The 15192-nt window shown below is 64.4% G+C and carries 17 protein-coding genes; 8 read left to right on the forward strand and 9 right to left on the reverse strand.

Annotated elements, in window-relative coordinates; genetic code table 11:
* The first annotated feature begins 164 nt into the window (after positions 1 to 164).
* Both ACTJLC_RS22755 and ACTJLC_RS22760 read left to right on the forward strand, forming a co-directional pair.
* The gene (locus ACTJLC_RS22755; RefSeq protein ID WP_310132437.1) at positions 165 to 1337 is read left to right on the forward strand and encodes a 4-hydroxybenzoate 3-monooxygenase; all 1173 of its coding nucleotides are present in this window, start codon (positions 165 to 167) and stop codon (positions 1335 to 1337) included.
* A 216-nt stretch (positions 1338 to 1553) separates the two neighbouring features.
* On the forward strand, positions 1554 to 1805 hold the full coding sequence (locus tag ACTJLC_RS22760) for a hypothetical protein (protein WP_073432823.1): 252 nt from the start codon (positions 1554 to 1556) through the stop codon (positions 1803 to 1805).
* Between the two features lie 80 nt (positions 1806 to 1885).
* Here ACTJLC_RS22760 and ACTJLC_RS22765 read toward each other — a convergent pair whose 3' ends face one another.
* The 3 genes from ACTJLC_RS22765 to ACTJLC_RS22775 all read right to left on the reverse strand — a co-directional run bounded on the left by ACTJLC_RS22765 (position 1886) and on the right by ACTJLC_RS22775 (position 2874).
* A complete protein-coding gene (locus tag ACTJLC_RS22765; protein WP_073432821.1) occupies positions 1886 to 2134 on the reverse strand; it encodes a hypothetical protein in 249 nt (82 codons plus the stop codon).
* A gap of 77 nt (positions 2135 to 2211) precedes the next feature.
* Positions 2212 to 2640: a hypothetical protein gene (locus ACTJLC_RS22770; protein ID WP_310132442.1), complete on the reverse strand. Its 429-nt coding sequence runs from the start codon at positions 2638 to 2640 to the stop codon at positions 2212 to 2214.
* A 111-nt stretch (positions 2641 to 2751) separates the two neighbouring features.
* Entirely contained in the window at positions 2752 to 2874 is a 123-nt protein-coding gene (locus ACTJLC_RS22775) for a hypothetical protein (protein ID WP_268802013.1), read from the reverse strand.
* Between the two features lie 494 nt (positions 2875 to 3368).
* Between ACTJLC_RS22775 and ACTJLC_RS22780 the strand changes: the two genes are divergently transcribed.
* Entirely contained in the window at positions 3369 to 3926 is a 558-nt protein-coding gene (locus ACTJLC_RS22780) for a cytochrome b (RefSeq protein ID WP_374710298.1), read from the forward strand.
* A 67-nt stretch (positions 3927 to 3993) separates the two neighbouring features.
* On the opposite strand, the gene kdgR is transcribed toward ACTJLC_RS22780, so the two are convergent.
* The 3 genes from kdgR to kduI form a co-directional block, all read right to left on the reverse strand.
* On the reverse strand, positions 3994 to 4863 hold the full coding sequence (gene kdgR / locus ACTJLC_RS22785; RefSeq protein WP_310132661.1) for a DNA-binding transcriptional regulator KdgR: 870 nt from the start codon (positions 4861 to 4863) through the stop codon (positions 3994 to 3996).
* Between the two features lie 108 nt (positions 4864 to 4971).
* Positions 4972 to 5742: a 2-dehydro-3-deoxy-D-gluconate 5-dehydrogenase KduD gene (kduD, locus tag ACTJLC_RS22790; RefSeq protein WP_154873932.1), complete on the reverse strand. Its 771-nt coding sequence runs from the start codon at positions 5740 to 5742 to the stop codon at positions 4972 to 4974.
* A gap of 40 nt (positions 5743 to 5782) precedes the next feature.
* The gene (gene kduI, locus ACTJLC_RS22795; protein WP_073432815.1) at positions 5783 to 6619 is read right to left on the reverse strand and encodes a 5-dehydro-4-deoxy-D-glucuronate isomerase; all 837 of its coding nucleotides are present in this window, start codon (positions 6617 to 6619) and stop codon (positions 5783 to 5785) included.
* 303 nt (positions 6620 to 6922) lie between these two features.
* Between kduI and kdgT the strand changes: the two genes are divergently transcribed.
* Positions 6923 to 7939 carry a 2-keto-3-deoxygluconate transporter gene (gene kdgT, locus ACTJLC_RS22800; RefSeq protein ID WP_114162516.1) on the forward strand — a complete coding sequence of 339 codons (1017 nt, stop codon included), beginning with the start codon at positions 6923 to 6925 and terminating at the stop codon, positions 7937 to 7939.
* Positions 7940 to 7978: 39 nt separating this feature from the next.
* On the opposite strand, the gene ACTJLC_RS22805 is transcribed toward kdgT, so the two are convergent.
* Positions 7979 to 8554 (reverse strand): GNAT family N-acetyltransferase, encoded by a 576-nt coding sequence (locus tag ACTJLC_RS22805; RefSeq protein ID WP_310132449.1) that lies wholly within the window; start codon positions 8552 to 8554, stop codon positions 7979 to 7981.
* 115 nt (positions 8555 to 8669) lie between these two features.
* Positions 8670 to 10115, reverse strand: coding sequence for an NAD-dependent succinate-semialdehyde dehydrogenase (locus ACTJLC_RS22810; protein ID WP_310132452.1), 1446 nt, complete (start codon positions 10113 to 10115; stop codon positions 8670 to 8672).
* A 470-nt stretch (positions 10116 to 10585) separates the two neighbouring features.
* On the opposite strand from ACTJLC_RS22810, the gene ACTJLC_RS22815 reads away from it, so the two are divergent.
* From ACTJLC_RS22815 to ACTJLC_RS22830, 4 genes are all read left to right on the forward strand, one after another.
* Positions 10586 to 10789 (forward strand): cold-shock protein, encoded by a 204-nt coding sequence (locus ACTJLC_RS22815; protein WP_007181784.1) that lies wholly within the window; start codon positions 10586 to 10588, stop codon positions 10787 to 10789.
* A 227-nt stretch (positions 10790 to 11016) separates the two neighbouring features.
* A complete protein-coding gene (locus ACTJLC_RS22820) occupies positions 11017 to 11679 on the forward strand; it encodes a response regulator (protein ID WP_310132454.1) in 663 nt (220 codons plus the stop codon).
* Positions 11676 to 13061 (forward strand): sensor histidine kinase, encoded by a 1386-nt coding sequence (locus ACTJLC_RS22825; protein WP_310132663.1) that lies wholly within the window; start codon positions 11676 to 11678, stop codon positions 13059 to 13061. Before ACTJLC_RS22820 ends, ACTJLC_RS22825 begins: the two co-directional genes overlap by 4 nt.
* Before the next feature lie 157 nt (positions 13062 to 13218).
* On the forward strand, positions 13219 to 14004 hold the full coding sequence (locus tag ACTJLC_RS22830; protein ID WP_310132458.1) for a ProQ/FinO family protein: 786 nt from the start codon (positions 13219 to 13221) through the stop codon (positions 14002 to 14004).
* 393 nt (positions 14005 to 14397) lie between these two features.
* On the opposite strand, the gene ACTJLC_RS22835 is transcribed toward ACTJLC_RS22830, so the two are convergent.
* Positions 14398 to 15192: LysR substrate-binding domain-containing protein (locus tag ACTJLC_RS22835; protein ID WP_440845189.1), on the reverse strand; the 795-nt coding region annotated here is incomplete at its 5' end.

Here is a 15192-nt window from a genome sequence, read left to right on the forward strand (position 1 = left end):
GTCGGCAGGGCGTTCGAGTGCATACGTGCACCTCGGCGCCACGCTCGCACGTCGACCTGCTATCTTGAATCGGCATACGGCATATCCGCGATATCGCGTTGCGCGATACCGCGCATGATCGTCAAACTGGGCGCAAATCAATCGCCGCATTCAGGAGACAACTCATGCGCACCCAGGTTGGCATCATCGGTGCCGGGCCCGCGGGCCTGCTGCTTTCCCATCTTCTTCATTTGCGTGGTATCGACTCCGTCGTGCTCGAATCGCGCACGCGCGAACAGATCGAATCCACCATTCGCGCCGGCGTGCTCGAACAGGGCACGATGGACCTGCTGACCGAAGCCGGCGTCGGCGCGCGCATGAAAGCGGAGGGCGCGCTGCATCACGGCTTCGAACTCGCTTTCGAGGGCAAGCGGCGGCGCATCGATCTGACCGGACTCACCGGCCATTCGATCACCGTTTACGCGCAGCACGAAGTGATCAAGGATCTGGTCGCGGCGCGTATCGCCGCGGGCGGGGCGCTGCGTTTCGGCGTGTCGGAGACCTCGCTGCACGACATCGAGACCGACTCGCCTTCGATCCGCTATCGCCACGAAGGCGAAGCATGCGAACTGCAATGCGACTTCGTGATCGGCTGCGACGGTTCGCAAGGCGTCTCGCGCGCGTCGATTCCGCAGGCGCTGCGCAAGGACTTCGAACGCGTTTATCCATTCGGCTGGTTCGGGATCTTGTGCGAAGGGCCGCCTTCTTCGGAAGAATTGATCTATGCGCGGCACGAACGCGGTTTTGCGCTGATCAGCACGCGCTCGCGCAACGTGCAGCGCATGTATTTCCAGTGCGATCCGAAAGACTCCGTCGACCATTGGTCCGACGACAGAATCTGGGCGGAACTGCACGCGCGCGTCGATTCGCACGACGGCCAGAAGCTTGTCGACGGCAAGATCTTTCAGAAGAACATTGTCGGCATGCGTAGTTTCGTGTCGGCCACGATGCAGCATGGCCGGCTCTTTCTTGCCGGGGACGCCGCGCATATCGTGCCGCCCACCGGCGCGAAAGGGATGAATCTCGCCGTCGCCGATGTGCGCGTGCTCACCCGCGCGTTGAAGGCGTTCTACGTGGAAAATCGCACCGATCTGCTCGACAGCTATAGCGAAACCGCGCTCAAGCGCATCTGGCGCGCCGAGCACTTCTCTTACTGGATGACGAGCATGATGCATCGTATCGAAGGCGCGTCGCCGTTCGAGCAGCAGCTTCAGGTGGCCGAACTCGAATACGTGACCACGTCGCGCGCGGCGGCCACGGTCATGGCGGAAAACTACGTGGGGGTCGCCGCCGTTTAGAGCGAATGGGGAGGGCGTCGGCGATTGAATGTGTCCGGCGCCGAGTGCGTGCGAAGGAACGCCCGATCAGGACGTTTTTCATTGTCGTGCGCGAAGCAACAGTGAATTCATGATTAGCGGATTTATCCCGTAAGGCCGGCCACCTACACTGCCTTCATCGCTGCAACACAAGCCGCATCGGCAGCGCGTACAAAGACAATCTCTGGAGGTGGTTACATGAAATCGCTCATTCAAGCTGTTGCTATCGCTGTCGTTCTTGCCGCGCCGCTTGCTTCGTTTGCGCAGTCGTCCGCTCAGCCGGCTTCGCAAGACGTTCAAGCCACGCAAGCGCGGACCTCCGACCCGCAAAACGCGGCTCAAGCCGACACCAGCGGATATGGTTCGGGTAGCCACGGCACGTGGCAAGCCGGACATGGCCGCGATACCACGGTCAGTTCGTATTCGCCGCCGATTTATAACGCGCGTTGAAGCAGTCAACGAAGCATCCAACGAAGCACGCGGCGAGCGCCTCGCCGCGTGCTTCGTCCGTCTCGCATCTAAGTTTTAACCTAAGCTCCACGCAACAACGTCACTTCATTGCGCAACAGCGCGAGCAGATCTTCATCGGTCGGCCGCGTGCCCCAATGCCGCGCCCCCGCCGCGGATGCAATCGCGATCCACGAATGAGGCGGAAACCATTCGCGCAGCAACGCGCCATCCTGACGCAAGCACAATTGGCCGGTCAATTCACTGTATTCGGCGCACATGAGCACGCCGTCGACTTGCGCGGTGACACGCCGGGGATCGCTGCTTAGCAAATCGTCGCTCCTCAAAGTGGGTGACGCTCATGCGTGTGCGGCCCGGCGTGGCCGATGATGCCGCCGGGTGCCGCGTATCAATGGTCGCCGTGACCGCGGCCCTCGCCGTGACCATGACCATCGCCGCGCCAATCGCCGCGCGGGCCGCCGTAGCCGCGCCCGTAGCCGTAGTCGCGCCCGCCGTCGTGCCAGTCGCCGCGCGGTCCGCGGGCTTCGTGCCATTCGCGTCCGCCACGGTGATGCGCTTCCCAGTCGCGCCGCTCCCAATAGCGATGACCGTCGTAATAGCGCTCGCCGTACCAGCCGGGGCTGATGACCACCACGGGAGGAGGCGCATACACCGGGGGGGGTGGCGCATAGACCGGCTCGGGCGCGTAAGCGACGCCCGGAACGCCGATGTTCACACCGACGCCCACATCGACGTGCGCGAGCGCGACCGACGATGCGCCGATCCCCAGACCTGCAACGATCGCCATGGACAGCCAGCGGTTTCGTGAATGACTCATGTTTTATTCTCGGGTTTTACGATTGAGTTTGCACCGCGGGATGCGGGACTGCGCGGATCGAGCTTGGTAACGAGCTTGGTAACGGGCTTGGTAACCGGCTTAGTAACGGGCTTAGTAACGGTCGCGATAGCGGTAATGGTCGTGATAGCCGCCGCCTGCGGGCACCACGATGCAAGCGCTCAAGGCGCTGCCGAGCGTTACCGCCAATATGACCAGCGCGAGAATTCGTTTCATGACCTTGCTCCCTTTCCTTGTTGATCGGAACTCTACTGAGCCGTCGCATTACCGATGTGTTCGTGTGTAACAGGACGTGTCGATTCGATCCGCTGTCGCCGGAGCGCGGACGTGGGCAGGAGGGCGTTGGAAAGGCGCGCGGCGGAGCGATGCGCCAGCAAGCAGTTGCCGGCAACCCGTTGAGCGCGTTATGGAAAAGAGGACGGCTGCGGCATCCGGCGCTGCCGGGCGCGTTCAGGGGCCGGCGACTTTGCTCAGCGGATACATTCGGTTGCAGACTGCGTGGATGATCTTGCGCTCGCGCAACGACGCAAGATCGCCTGTAGCGGATTATCAATGGACCTAGCGGCCGCGCACGCGCAGCGCGCCGACAGATGCGCATCAGCAATTCTTAAGGTTGCGTGTGTAGCATACCCGGCGCATGCGCCCGCGATTCTTTATGCCGGCGTGACCTGCATCCCCAACCAACCGCTAAACGACGGCGACAAACGCTCATGAAAATGCAATCCGACCAAGCCGATCTTTTTCGCCCTTATACGGCGGGTTACGACGGCGTAGCGAAGTTCTTGCACTGGCTGGTGGTCCTGCTGATCTCGGCCCAGTTCGTGATCGGCTGGACCATGCCGGAGATTCACAAGGACACGCGGCCGGACGGCCTGATCGCATGGCACCTCGGCGTGGGCGCCACGCTGATTGCAGCGGTGGCGTTGCGAATCGTCTGGCGTCTCACGCATTCGCCCGCGCCCGCGGACGTTTCACCTTCTCTGCGGATCGTGTCGAACGTCACGCATGGGTTGCTGTATCTCGCGCTGGTGATCGTGCCGGTGCTGGGCTGGGCCAATGCATCCTCGCGCGACTGGTTGATCAGGCTATTCGGCGTGCTGCCTTATCCGGCGATCGCACCAGTCGGCTCGCCTGTCGCTCATGAAATGGGCGACATTCATGGCGTGCTGGCCTGGGTGCTGTTCGCGCTGATTGTCTTGCACGTCGGCGGGGCGCTCTTTCATCGCTTCGTGCTGAAGGATCGGGTTATGCAGCGGATGCTGCCTTGAATGTTCGCGCGGCGGGCGCGTCGACTCTCGCGCCGCTCGATGCCTGCCGCGCGTTGGGCCTGGCCGCTCAGCCCGGCTCGGCGGCCGCATGCTCGGCGGCGGCGGTCGCTTCGCGATAGCCGAGCCGTGTGGAGATCGCAAGACCCGACTGCTTGAGCAGCGCGACGTAGTGCGATTTGGTGTCGGCGCCGCAGCGCATCGTCGGAAACGAAATCGACAGGCCGGCGATCACGCGGCCGAAGCGGTCGAATACCGGCACCGCGAGACACCGAAGCCCTTCCTCCTGTTCCTCGTTGTCCTCGCCGTAACCTTGCTCGCGCACGTGCGGCAGAATGCTCAGCACGGCTTCGGCGGAAGCGAGCGTCTTTTGCGTCGACTTGCGAAATTCCACGTGCGAGAGCACTTCGCGCGCCTCGGCCGGGTCCATCCACGCGAGCAGCACCTTGCCGATCGCCGTGCTGTGCAGCGGATTGCGGCGGCCGATGCGCGACTGCATGCGCAGCCCGTAGTCGGCGTCGATCTTGTGAATGTAGATGATCGCGTCTTCGTCGAATGCACCGAGGTGGACCGCCTCGCGCGTGATCTGACCGATGCGGCGCATCTCGACGTCGGCCTCGCGCACGAGATCGACGCTCTCCAGCGCCTTCGCGCCGAGTTCGAACAGACGAATGGTGAGCCGGTAGCGCTCGGTTTCGATTTCCTGCGTCACGTAGCCGAGCGCCTTCAGCGTCTGGATCACGCGGTGCACCGTGGTTTTCGACATGCCGAGCCGTTGCGACAGGTCGCTGATGCCGATTTCTCCGCTGTCGCCGATCGCCCCGAGAATCGCGAACACCCGGCCGACCGATGAAGCCGATTCACCGCTCATGCCGACACAATCCGCGCTTTCCGCGTCGTGCGTGGCGGCGTCCTTGCGCTGCTTGCCCATTGCTGCCATTTCCGTCATTCCCTGTCGATGCCTGCCCACGTCAGCCGCGTCGGCGTGTCAACGTGTCAACGCGCGCGCCGCATCAGAAGCATACCGCTTCCGATGCCGTCTGCCGAGCTAGCGCGCGAGCCAGCCGCCGTCCACCGCGAGCGTATGGCCATGCACGTAGTCCGAGGCGGACGACGCGAGAAACACGACCGGTCCCGCGAGGTCGTCGGGCGTGCCCCAGCGGCCGGCCGGAATGCGGCCGAGAATCTCGTCGTTGCGCTGCGCGTCGTCGCGCAACGCCGCGGTGTTCGCGGTCGCCATGTAGCCCGGCGCGATTGCGTTCACGTTGACGCCGCGCGCGGCCCACTCGTTCGCGAGCAGGCGCGTGAGACCGAGCACGCCGCTTTTCGACGCCGTGTAGGAGGCGACCCGTATGCCGCCCTGGAACGACAGCATCGACGCGATGTTGACGATCTTGCCGCCGCCTTGCTGCTTGACGAACTGCCGCGCGACGGCTTGCGAAAGAAAGAAGACGCTCTTCAGATTGACGTCCATGACCGCGTCCCAGTCGTCCTCGCCGAACGCGAGCGCGTCTTCGCGGCGGATGATGCCCGCGTTGTTCACGAGCACGTCGACGCGGCCGAATGCCTCGACCGCCGCGCGCACGATGTCCTCGATAGGCGCGATCGAGGCAAGATCGGCGCGCACGTCCGCGAAACGGCGGCCTGCCGCCTGCACGCGCGCGGGTGTGTCGCCGGCGTCGCCGCGGCTCACGCCGACGATGTCGCAGCCGGCCGACGCGAGCGCCACCGCCATGCCCGCGCCAAGGCCCGTATTGCTGCCGGTGACGATGGCGACCTTGCCGGTCAGATCGAAGGGGTTCACTGTTTTCTGGCTCATATCGTGCGCGGATTGTCGTGAAGGGAGAGCGTCATGTCGATCACCGCAGATCGCGCACGGCGATGTGGTCCATATCGCCGAACACCTGGTTTTCGCCGACCATGCCCCAGATGAACGTGTACGCGCGCGTGCCGACGCCCGAGTGAATCGACCAGCTCGGCGAGATCACGGCCTGCTCGTTGTGCACGACGATATGGCGCGTCTCGTTCGGCTCGCCCATCATGTGGAAGACGGCGGCGTCGTCGGCGACGTTGAAATAGAAATACACCTCCATGCGACGCTCGTGCGTGTGGCACGGCATCGTGTTCCAGAGGCTGCCGGGTTCGAGCTTGGTCATGCCCATCGAAAGCTGGCAGGTGGGCAGCACTTCAGGGACGATGAACTTGTAGATCGTGCGGCGGTTGCTCGTGGCCGGGTCGCCGAGCGTTTGCGGCGAAGCTTGCGCGAGCGAGATCGTGCGGGTCGGATGCGTCTCGTGCGCGGGCGCGCAGTTCAGATAAAACTTCGCGGGATGGGCGACGTCGTCGCTGCCGAACGCGACGGCTTGCGCGCCCTTGCCGATGTAGATCGCCTCTTCGTTGCGCACGATATGACGCGTGCCGTCCACGTCGACCCAGCCGTCGCCGCCGATGTTGATCGCGCCGAGTTCGCGGCGCTCCAGCAGATAGCCGACGCCGATCGCCTTGCCGAGCGAGGCGGGCACTTCGACGGCGCGCGTGGCCGGCCACACGCCGCCGACGATGATGCGGTCGATGTGGCTATACGTGAGCCGCAGCGCGTCGCGCTCGAACACCTGGTCGACGAGAAATTCCTTGCGCAGCCCCGCGGTATCGAGCGTCTTTGCGTACTCGCTGTTGATGGCCTGTCTCACTTCCATTGTTCTGTCTCCGGTCTGATTGGGCGCCTCGCCATGCCGCATCGAGGCGGATGTGTGGGCTCGACTTTAACGCAGAATTCGCGTTTCGGAACGATGGTCCAAAAAATATTGCGGGGTCTGTCGAGTAATGGTGCGGTGTTTCAGGATCGCTCGGGTAAACGATGATCCGAAATTCAAAGAGAATCGGAACAGTGTTCCTTTCACGATGTTATATTGCGCCGAAAGGGAGCAGCCCGGCGTAAGACCGGGACATTACCCCGGGTAACCCACCCGATAACTGGACGCGAAGTCCACGGAGGAGGCATGAAGATCAAGAAGGCCATCGACCGCATTCCAGGCGGTCTGATGCTGGTGCCGTTGCTGCTCGGCGCTTGTGTCCACACGTTTGCGCCGGGCGCGGGGAAATACTTCGGCTCGTTTACCAATGGTTTGATCAGCGGCACCGTGCCGATTCTGGCGGTGTGGTTCTTCTGCATGGGCGCGACGATCGACCTGCGGGCGACCGGCACGGTGCTGCGCAAGTCGGGCACGCTGCTCGTCACCAAGATGGTGGTGGCGTGGATCGCGACGCTCGTCGCATCGCATTTCATTCCCGTCGACGGCATCAAGGCGGGCCTCTTCGCCGGCCTGTCGGTGCTGGCGATCACCACGTCGATGGACATGACCAACGGCGGCCTCTATGCCGCGGTGATGCAGCAATACGGCACCAAGGAAGAGGCGGGCGCGTTCGTGCTGATGTCGGTCGAATCGGGGCCACTCGTCAGCATGATCATTCTCGGCGCGGCCGGCGTCGCGTTCTTCGAGCCGCGGCTTTTCGTCGGCGCGGTGCTGCCGTTTCTCGTGGGGTTCGTGCTGGGCAACCTCGATAGCGAGCTGCGGGAGTTCTTCGGCCGCTGCGTGCATCCGCTGATTCCGTTCTTCGGCTTCGCGCTCGGCAACGGCATCGACCTGAACGTGATCGCGAAGAGCGGTCTGCCGGGCGTCCTGCTCGGTCTCGCGGTGATCGTCGTGACCGGCATTCCGCTGATTCTCGCCGACCGCTGGATCGCGGGCGGCAATGGCGCGGCGGGCCTCGCGGCCTCGTCGACGGCGGGCGCCGCGGTGGCGAACCCCGCGATCATCGGCGAGATGATTCCGAGCTTCAAGCCGCTCGTGCCGGCCGCGACCGCGATGGTCGCGACGGCCTGCCTCGTCACGGCGATTCTCGTGCCGATCCTCACCGCGCTATGGGTGCGCCGGCATCACGCGCGCGACGCGTTGCGCGAGGAGTTCACGGTGGCGAAAGCGCAGCCGCTCAGCGAGCGCGACGCGCACGTTTGAACGTGAAGCTTTGTGCTGGCGGGGAGTGGCTGGGCCGTATCACCGCCCCAGTTTCCCTTCGAGCACAGTCTTCACCTCAGGCCACTCGTCATCGATGATGCTGAAGCGCACCGAGTTGCGCTTGCGTCCGTCCGGCATGATGCGCTCATGCCGGACCACACCTTCCTGCTTCGCGCCGATGCGCAGAATCGCCGCGCGTGATTTCTCGTTGAGTTCGTCGGTGGTGAACTGCACGCGCACGCATTGCATCGCTTCGAACGCGTGACACAGCAACAGATATTTCGCCTCGGTGTTCACCGCCGAGCGCTGCACGGACGCGCTCAACCACGTGTGGCCGATTTCGAGCTTGCGATTCACGCGATCGATTTTCCAGAACCGCGTGCTGCCGACAATCGCGCCCGTATCGCGCTTCACGATCACGAACGGCATCACGGTGCCGGCCGCGCATCCTTCGAGTGCGGTTGCCAGATAGCCGCCGATGGTGTCCGGTCCCGGCACCACGGTCAGCGTCATGTTCCAGAGTTCACCGTCCGCGGCGGCGTCGAGCAGCGCGCTTGCGTGTTCCCGCCGAAGCGGCCTGAGTTCGACGATGGTTCCAGTCAGCGTGGGTTGCATGAGTTCAGGCGTGTTGGTGGTCGAGCACAAGAAAAAAGGTCCGCGGGCAAACGCCCGCGGACCTTCATGGCAAGCGAAGAGGCCTGAAAAACCAGCCTTAGGCCGCTTCGGGCGCTTAAGCCGCCATCACCGAAACCGCCTTGGTGACCAGGTACGCTTCCATCGCTTCCGGGCCGCCTTCCGAACCGTAACCCGAATCCTTCACGCCGCCAAACGGCATTTCCGGGGAAGGCGTGGCCGGCTGGTTGATCCACAGCATGCCGACTTCCAGTTGCTGCGACAGCAGATGCACGTTGCTGAACGACTTCGTGAACGCATAGCCGGCGAGGCCGAACGGCAGCCGGTTCGCTTCGGCGATCGCCTCTTCGAGCTTGTCGAAGCCGCGGATCGCCGCGATCGGGCCGAACGGCTCGTTGTTGAACACGTCGGCTTCGAGCGACACGTTGGTGAGCACGGTCGGCGCGAAGAAGTTGCCTTCCGAGCCCACGCGTTCGCCACCGGTCGCGACCGTGGCGCCGGTCTTGCGCGCGTCATCGAGCATCTTGCTCATCGCGCTGAGACGGCGCGCGTTGGCGAGCGGCCCGAGCGTCGTGCCTTCCGCGAGACCGTCGCCGAGCTTGAGACCTTCGGCATGCTTGACCAACGCCGCGGCGAACTCCTCGCGGATGCTGTTGTGCACCAGGAAGCGGGTAGGCGAGATGCAGACCTGGCCCGCATTGCGGAATTTCGCGCCGCCGGCCGCTTTCACGGCGAGCGCCACGTCGGCATCTTCGGCGACGATCACCGGCGCATGACCGCCCAGTTCCATCGTGGCGCGTTTCATGTGCGCGCCGGCGAGTGCGGCCAATTGCTTGCCGACCGGCGTGGAGCCGGTGAACGTCACCTTGCGGATGACCGGGTGCGGAATCAGGTAGCTCGAAATCTCGGCCGGATCGCCGAACACGAGGCCGACCGTGCCCGGCGGCACGCCGGCGTCGACGAACGCCTGCAACAGACCGGCCGGCGACGCCGGGGTTTCCTCCGGCGCCTTGACGAGGAACGAACAGCCGCTTGCGAGCGCCGCGCTCAGCTTGCGCACGATCTGGTTGACCGGGAAATTCCACGGCGTGAACGCGGCCACCGGACCGATCGGTTCCTTGAGCACCAGTTGCTGCGCGGACAGATTGCGCGACGGCACGATGCGGCCGTACACGCGGCGACCTTCGTCGGCAAACCATTCGATGATGTCCGCCGCGGCGAGCACTTCGACGCGCGCTTCGGCGAACGGCTTGCCCTGTTCCTGCGTCATCAGGCGGGCGATGTCGGCGGCGCGCTCGCGCACGAAGCCCGCGGCCTTGCGCATGGTGGTCGCGCGTTCGTTGGCCGGAACCTTGCGCCAGGCTTCGAAGCCGCGTTGCGCGGCGGCGAGCGCGCGGTCCAGATCGGCGATGCCGGCGTGCGCCACCTTGCCGATGGGCTGGCCCGTGGCCGGGTTGATGACGTCGAGCGTCTTGCCGCTTGCGGCATCGCACCACTCGCCGTTGATCAGAAGTCGGGTATCGGTATAGCTCGAAATGGCCATGCTGAGTTCCTGTATGTGGGAAAGCCTGGATAGGCGAAAACGATAGCCGCGCGACCGTGTGGCGGTCGGATGAACCTGCGCGACCAGAGTGGATTGCCGATTCCGATTATCTTATCTGATTGCGCGAAATCGCATCGGCGCCTGCCACGGCTCGCGCGAGGCACGCGTCTTGCGACGCGAGTAGACGCGATAGCGAAAGTCATGCGGAGGTCACGGCGAAAATCTCACGAAGGTAGTCACAGCAGCAGCCACGGCGGCGGTCACGGCAGCCATCACGGCAGCCATCACGGCAACGTCATGTAAAGAGGCGTAGAGTCGAGCCGCAGTGGCATGAGCCGGCGAATGTCCGCGTCATCGACCGCGCACGAAGCGCTGCTGCGGTAGTGCCCGGGGCGCCGGCGCTGGTCGAATCAGCGGACGAAAGACGGCGACATGCAGCCCCATCAACCTGGATACACATAGGAATCGACATGCCAACCGGTACAGTGAAGTGGTTCAACGACGCGAAGGGCTTTGGCTTCATCACACCCGATGACGGTGGCGAAGACCTGTTCGCGCATTTCTCCGAAATCCGCAGCGAGGGCTTCAAATCGTTGCAGGAAAACCAGAAGGTCAGCTTCGAAATCAAGCAAGGGCCGAAAGGCAAGCAGGCGGCGGACATCAAGCCGGTATGACGGTGACGGCCGGCTCGCGCTCCCAGCCGAGCCGGGCGCGGGCAAGCGCGTCGCGCGATGCGGCCGCGCCCGCGTATGTCGGTATATCGCTCCATGAACCGGAGCGATGAAGAAGAACGCTGACGAAGAACATGAAGGCGCACCGGGCGCTGAATCGCCCCTGTGCAAGCACCAGGACGCGTTAAGCTAGCGGACTACAGTGCGGGCAAAACGGGGGAAGAGAGGCGATGCGTCTGCTATTGGTCGAGGACGACGACATGATCGCGGAGACGGTGCTGGGCGCGATGCGCCGCGCCGGTTACGCGATCGATTGGGCCAGTGACGGCCGAGCGGCGGAATTGTCGCTGGGCAACGGCGTGTACGACCTCGTACTGCTCGATCTCGGCTTGCCGCAGAAGGACGGCATCGACCTGCTCGGCGCCTACCGCAAGAACGGCGGCGCCGCGCCGGTGATCATCCTGACCGCGCGCGACGCGGTGGAAGAACGCATCCGCGGCCTCGATGCGGGCGCCGACGATTACCTGATCAAACCCTTCGACCTCGACGAACTCGGCGCGCGCGTGCGTGCGCTATTGCGGCGGCGCACCGGCCACAAGCAGCCCGTCTATACGCACGGCGAACTCACGCTCGACCCGGCGGCGCACGAAGTCACCAAGGCCGGCGAACCGTTGCCGCTCGTGCCGCGCGAATTCGCGCTCCTGCAAGCGCTGATCGAGGAGCCCACGCGCGTGTTCACCAAGACCGAACTGGAAGAGAAGCTGTACGGCTGGGGCGAGGAAGTCGGCAGCAATACGATCGAGGTGCACGTGCACAGCCTGCGGCGCAAGATCGGCGCGGACCAGGTGGTAACCGTGCGCGGCGTGGGCTACCGTCTGAAACGATGCGGGTGAGATCGATCCGCCGCTGGCTGCTCGGCTGGCTCATCTTCGGCCTCGCCGCGGCGTCGGGCGTGGCCGCCTACGGCATCTTTCACACGGCGCGCGTCGAGGCCGGCGAACTGTTCGACTATGAACTGCGCACGGTGGCGCTGTCGCTGCCCGCGAATCTGGCCGGCGCGGGCGAGGGCGATCGCCAGCCCGACCTGGGCGACCTGGCCGACGACCGGCTCGTCATCGAGATCTGGGACCGTTCCGGCAAGCTCGTCTATCACTCGATGCAGGAGCCGGTGTTCGCGCGTCTGCCCGTGGGCTTCAATACCGTGGAGACCGGCGAGTACCACTGGCGCGCGTTCGGATTGCAGCAGGCCGACCGCTACGTTCAGGTGGCGCAGCCGGTGTCCGTGCGCGACGACCTGGCGATGCAACTGGCGCTGCATACGCTGTGGCCGCTCGGCGTGCTGGTGCCGGTGACGGTCGCGCTGGTGCTGTTGGTGGTGGCGCGCGGGCTCGCGCCGATCGGCGGACTGTCGCGCGCGCTGTCGACGCGTTCGATCGATTCGCTCGAACCGCTGCGTCTCGACGGCACCGTGCCGGTCGAAATCACGCCGCTGGTGGTCGCGCTCAACGATCTCCTGCAGCGCCTGAACGCCGCATCGCAGGCGCAGCGCACCTTCATCGCCGATGCCGCGCATGAGTTGCGCTCGCCGCTCGCCGCCTTGAAGCTGCAATTGCAGGCGGCCTCGCGCGACGGCTCGTTGAAGGGCGAGGGGCAGACGCTGGAACGCGTCGAGGGGCGCGTGAACCGGATGATTCACCTGGTCCAGCAATTGTTGACGCTGGCGCGTGAGGACGCGCATCCGGTCACCTCGATGACGCCCGTGAGCTTGCGCCGGATCGGTGAGCAGGTGGTGGGCGATTGTTCGTTGCTGGCCGAGGCCAAGGAGATCGACCTCGGTCTCGAATGCGAGCACGCCCGCACGGCCGACGATGCTTACACCGTGCTCGCCGATCCGCACGGAATGAGCGTGCTGTTGGGCAATCTGATCAACAACGCGATCCGCCATACGCCGCGCGGCGGTCGAGTCGACGTGATCCTGAGGCGCTCGGCGGAGCGCGTGGGATTCGATGTGGTGGATAGCGGCTCAGGCATACCCGAGGCGGAGCTCGAACGTGTTTTCGACCGTTTCTATCGAGGCGAGGACGCGCAGGGGGAGGGCAGTGGGCTAGGCCTTGCGATCGTGTCGCGGATCGCCGAGCGGCATCGGCTCGGGCTTTCGCTGCGCAATAACGAGGGTCGACCAGGCTTGTGCGTTTGCGTCTCTGGGCTGAAAACGTATGAGGGCGCGGCGTTGCCGACCGAGGGCATGGCGTCCCCTGTGTCGCCGATCCGCTGAAACGCGCGCGGCGCTACAGGAATACGCCAGAAAATCGGTTTCAGACGCCGCGCGGGAGGATCGCGCCGCTCCCGCAGGGCCGCGCCCCGCAAGCGGCGTCATGAGCGTGTCGCCACACGCTGCTACAATCTCGGTTTCCTCCGATTGATTGTGCGCCATGGGTTTCGAACAACTCGCTGAACTGAAGAAGCAACTGGCCGCGGCCCGCGCGGAAGCGGCACCCGCCGCGAAGCCGGGTGCCAAGTCCGAGGGCGCCAGGTCGGGTGCCCGGCCCGGTTCCAAGCCCGCTGCCAAGTCCGGCGCGAAGCCCGATGCGCGGCCGGACGCGAGGCCTGCGCGCAAGCCGGCGCATGCGCGCCGTGGCGCGCCCGAAGCCGCCGCCAATCCCGCGGCGCAGCCGAGGCCCGCGGACGCGAAGCCGGTGGACCCGGTGGTGAAGTCGATTGGCAGACTGCAAAAACATTTTCCGAATGCCTTCCCGAAGAATCCGGCGCCCAAGCTGCCGTTGAAGGTCGGCATCTTCGAGGACCTCGTCGCGCACGCGAAGGAACTGTCGCTGAACGAAGCGGAGTTGCGCGACGCGATCAAGACGTGGTGCCGTGGCAGCCGCTACTGGAAGTGTCTGGTCGAAGGTGCGGCGCGTGTCGATCTGACGGGCGCCGAGGCGGGCAAGGTCACGGCGCAGGAAGCCGCGGGTGCGCAGCGTTTGCAGGCGCATCGCGCGGCGCGCGGCGCGTCGAAAGCGGCGGGCGGCGCGGTGAATGCGTCTGCCGATGCGGCGGCTTCGTCCGGGGATGCCGAGGTGGCTTCGCAGGCCGGCTCGCAGCATGATGCGGATGGCAAGCCGCAAGTCGGTTCGACGGACGCATCGGCCAGCGATGAAGCTGACGTCGCGTCTGCTACTTCGCCGGTGAGCATACCGCCGGGTACTCCCGAAGCTTGAACGACCGCCGCCCCGCCCAGGGGCGGCTGCTTTGCTGGGCGATGCCACGCAAGGTGAAAATCCGCGCTAGGTAAGTCGAAAACCGATGACACGGTTAGCGAAATGATCCAGGCGGCTGACGGTTTGCAACGATGGCTTGGCTGTCTGTGATTGTCGCTGATCGACCCACAAGGGACGACCGAATCGACCGATAGCGGACGCTCAGTCGTGTGTTATCCCCCTCATTAGGTTCCCTGCGCGGCGCCAGGAAGCCCGCCTCGAGTCTCAGACAGCCGGGTTTGGGCTGCATGCATCCGCGTCTCCGCAGACCGATGCGGCGACAATTGTCAGCGTAGCGAACCGAAACGCCTTGGGAATGGCCCGCGCGAACCGCCAGGCTGCGTTGGTCGACCGCTACCGAATCTGTGCGAATAACCGGCCAATCAGATCGGCTTGGTCAAGCTGATCGATCCACCAGTTCAATGCGTTCCCGGCCTTGTCTCTGCGCCAAGCGAGATAGCAATTCGAGTATTCGCGTACGCCCACAATGCGGCGCGCAACCAGCTTCCCTTTGCGTATCAACCCTTCGGCCAACGGCTCGGGGAGCATGCCGACCGCAATACCTTCGCAGAGTGCTTCGAGTTTGGCTTCGCGAGTCGACACGAAGATGAGCGGTTGTCCCTCGTGGATAGCTACGGCTTGGGGATCCAGCTCACGGGACGTGTCGCTCATGACAACACCTCGATATCGCGCAATCGTCTCGCTCTCCAATGGCTCTGGGATGCTCGCGAGTGGATGATCCAGCGCCGTGACGAATACATGATTGAGCGTTCCAATCGGGCGTGCGATGATGTTCGGATCGAGCGGCGGCTCCCCGACGGTTCCGACCGCCAAATCGACACGCCTCGAAATTAGAGCATCCCAGACTCCCCCGAGCACTTCAGTAGACAGACGCAGTTGAGTGGGTATTTTCAGGTCATAAAATCCGTTCACATATGACCACACGAATCTGGCCGGCAGGATTTCGTCAAAGCACAATCGCAGTTCCGACTCCCAGCCGTCGCTAATTCCCTTCGCTTTAACTTCGAGAAGAGGTGGCCGCGCAAATTCGGACAGCCGGATAAGTGAAACGCTCGGGGCCTGAGGCGGCGATAATGCCGACAAAGGAACCTTGAAGATGACGAAGAGAACCCGACGGACGCACTCAGC

This window comes from Paraburkholderia sp. 22099, assembly GCF_052045835.1.
In the GTDB taxonomy this organism is placed as follows: Bacteria; Pseudomonadota; Gammaproteobacteria; order Burkholderiales; family Burkholderiaceae; genus Paraburkholderia; species Paraburkholderia terricola.

Coding starts and splice junctions, on each gene's coding strand:
- kdgR (WP_310132661.1), bottom strand. CDS start 4,863: ATGGCAGCAATGGGCAAGCAGCGCAAGGACGCCGCCACGCACGACGCG.
- ACTJLC_RS22780 (WP_374710298.1), top strand. CDS start 3,369: ATGAAAATGCAATCCGACCAAGCCGATCTTTTTCGCCCTTATACGGCG.
- ACTJLC_RS22760 (WP_073432823.1), top strand. CDS start 1,554: ATGAAATCGCTCATTCAAGCTGTTGCTATCGCTGTCGTTCTTGCCGCG.
- kduI (WP_073432815.1), bottom strand. CDS start 6,619: ATGGAAGTGAGACAGGCCATCAACAGCGAGTACGCAAAGACGCTCGAT.
- kdgT (WP_114162516.1), top strand. CDS start 6,923: ATGAAGATCAAGAAGGCCATCGACCGCATTCCAGGCGGTCTGATGCTG.
- ACTJLC_RS22815 (WP_007181784.1), top strand. CDS start 10,586: ATGCCAACCGGTACAGTGAAGTGGTTCAACGACGCGAAGGGCTTTGGC.
- ACTJLC_RS22755 (WP_310132437.1), top strand. CDS start 165: ATGCGCACCCAGGTTGGCATCATCGGTGCCGGGCCCGCGGGCCTGCTG.
- ACTJLC_RS22805 (WP_310132449.1), bottom strand. CDS start 8,554: ATGCAACCCACGCTGACTGGAACCATCGTCGAACTCAGGCCGCTTCGG.
- ACTJLC_RS22810 (WP_310132452.1), bottom strand. CDS start 10,115: ATGGCCATTTCGAGCTATACCGATACCCGACTTCTGATCAACGGCGAG.
- ACTJLC_RS22775 (WP_268802013.1), bottom strand. CDS start 2,874: ATGAAACGAATTCTCGCGCTGGTCATATTGGCGGTAACGCTCGGCAGC.
- ACTJLC_RS22820 (WP_310132454.1), top strand. CDS start 11,017: ATGCGTCTGCTATTGGTCGAGGACGACGACATGATCGCGGAGACGGTG.
- ACTJLC_RS22830 (WP_310132458.1), top strand. CDS start 13,219: ATGGGTTTCGAACAACTCGCTGAACTGAAGAAGCAACTGGCCGCGGCC.
- ACTJLC_RS22770 (WP_310132442.1), bottom strand. CDS start 2,640: ATGAGTCATTCACGAAACCGCTGGCTGTCCATGGCGATCGTTGCAGGT.
- kduD (WP_154873932.1), bottom strand. CDS start 5,742: ATGAGCCAGAAAACAGTGAACCCCTTCGATCTGACCGGCAAGGTCGCC.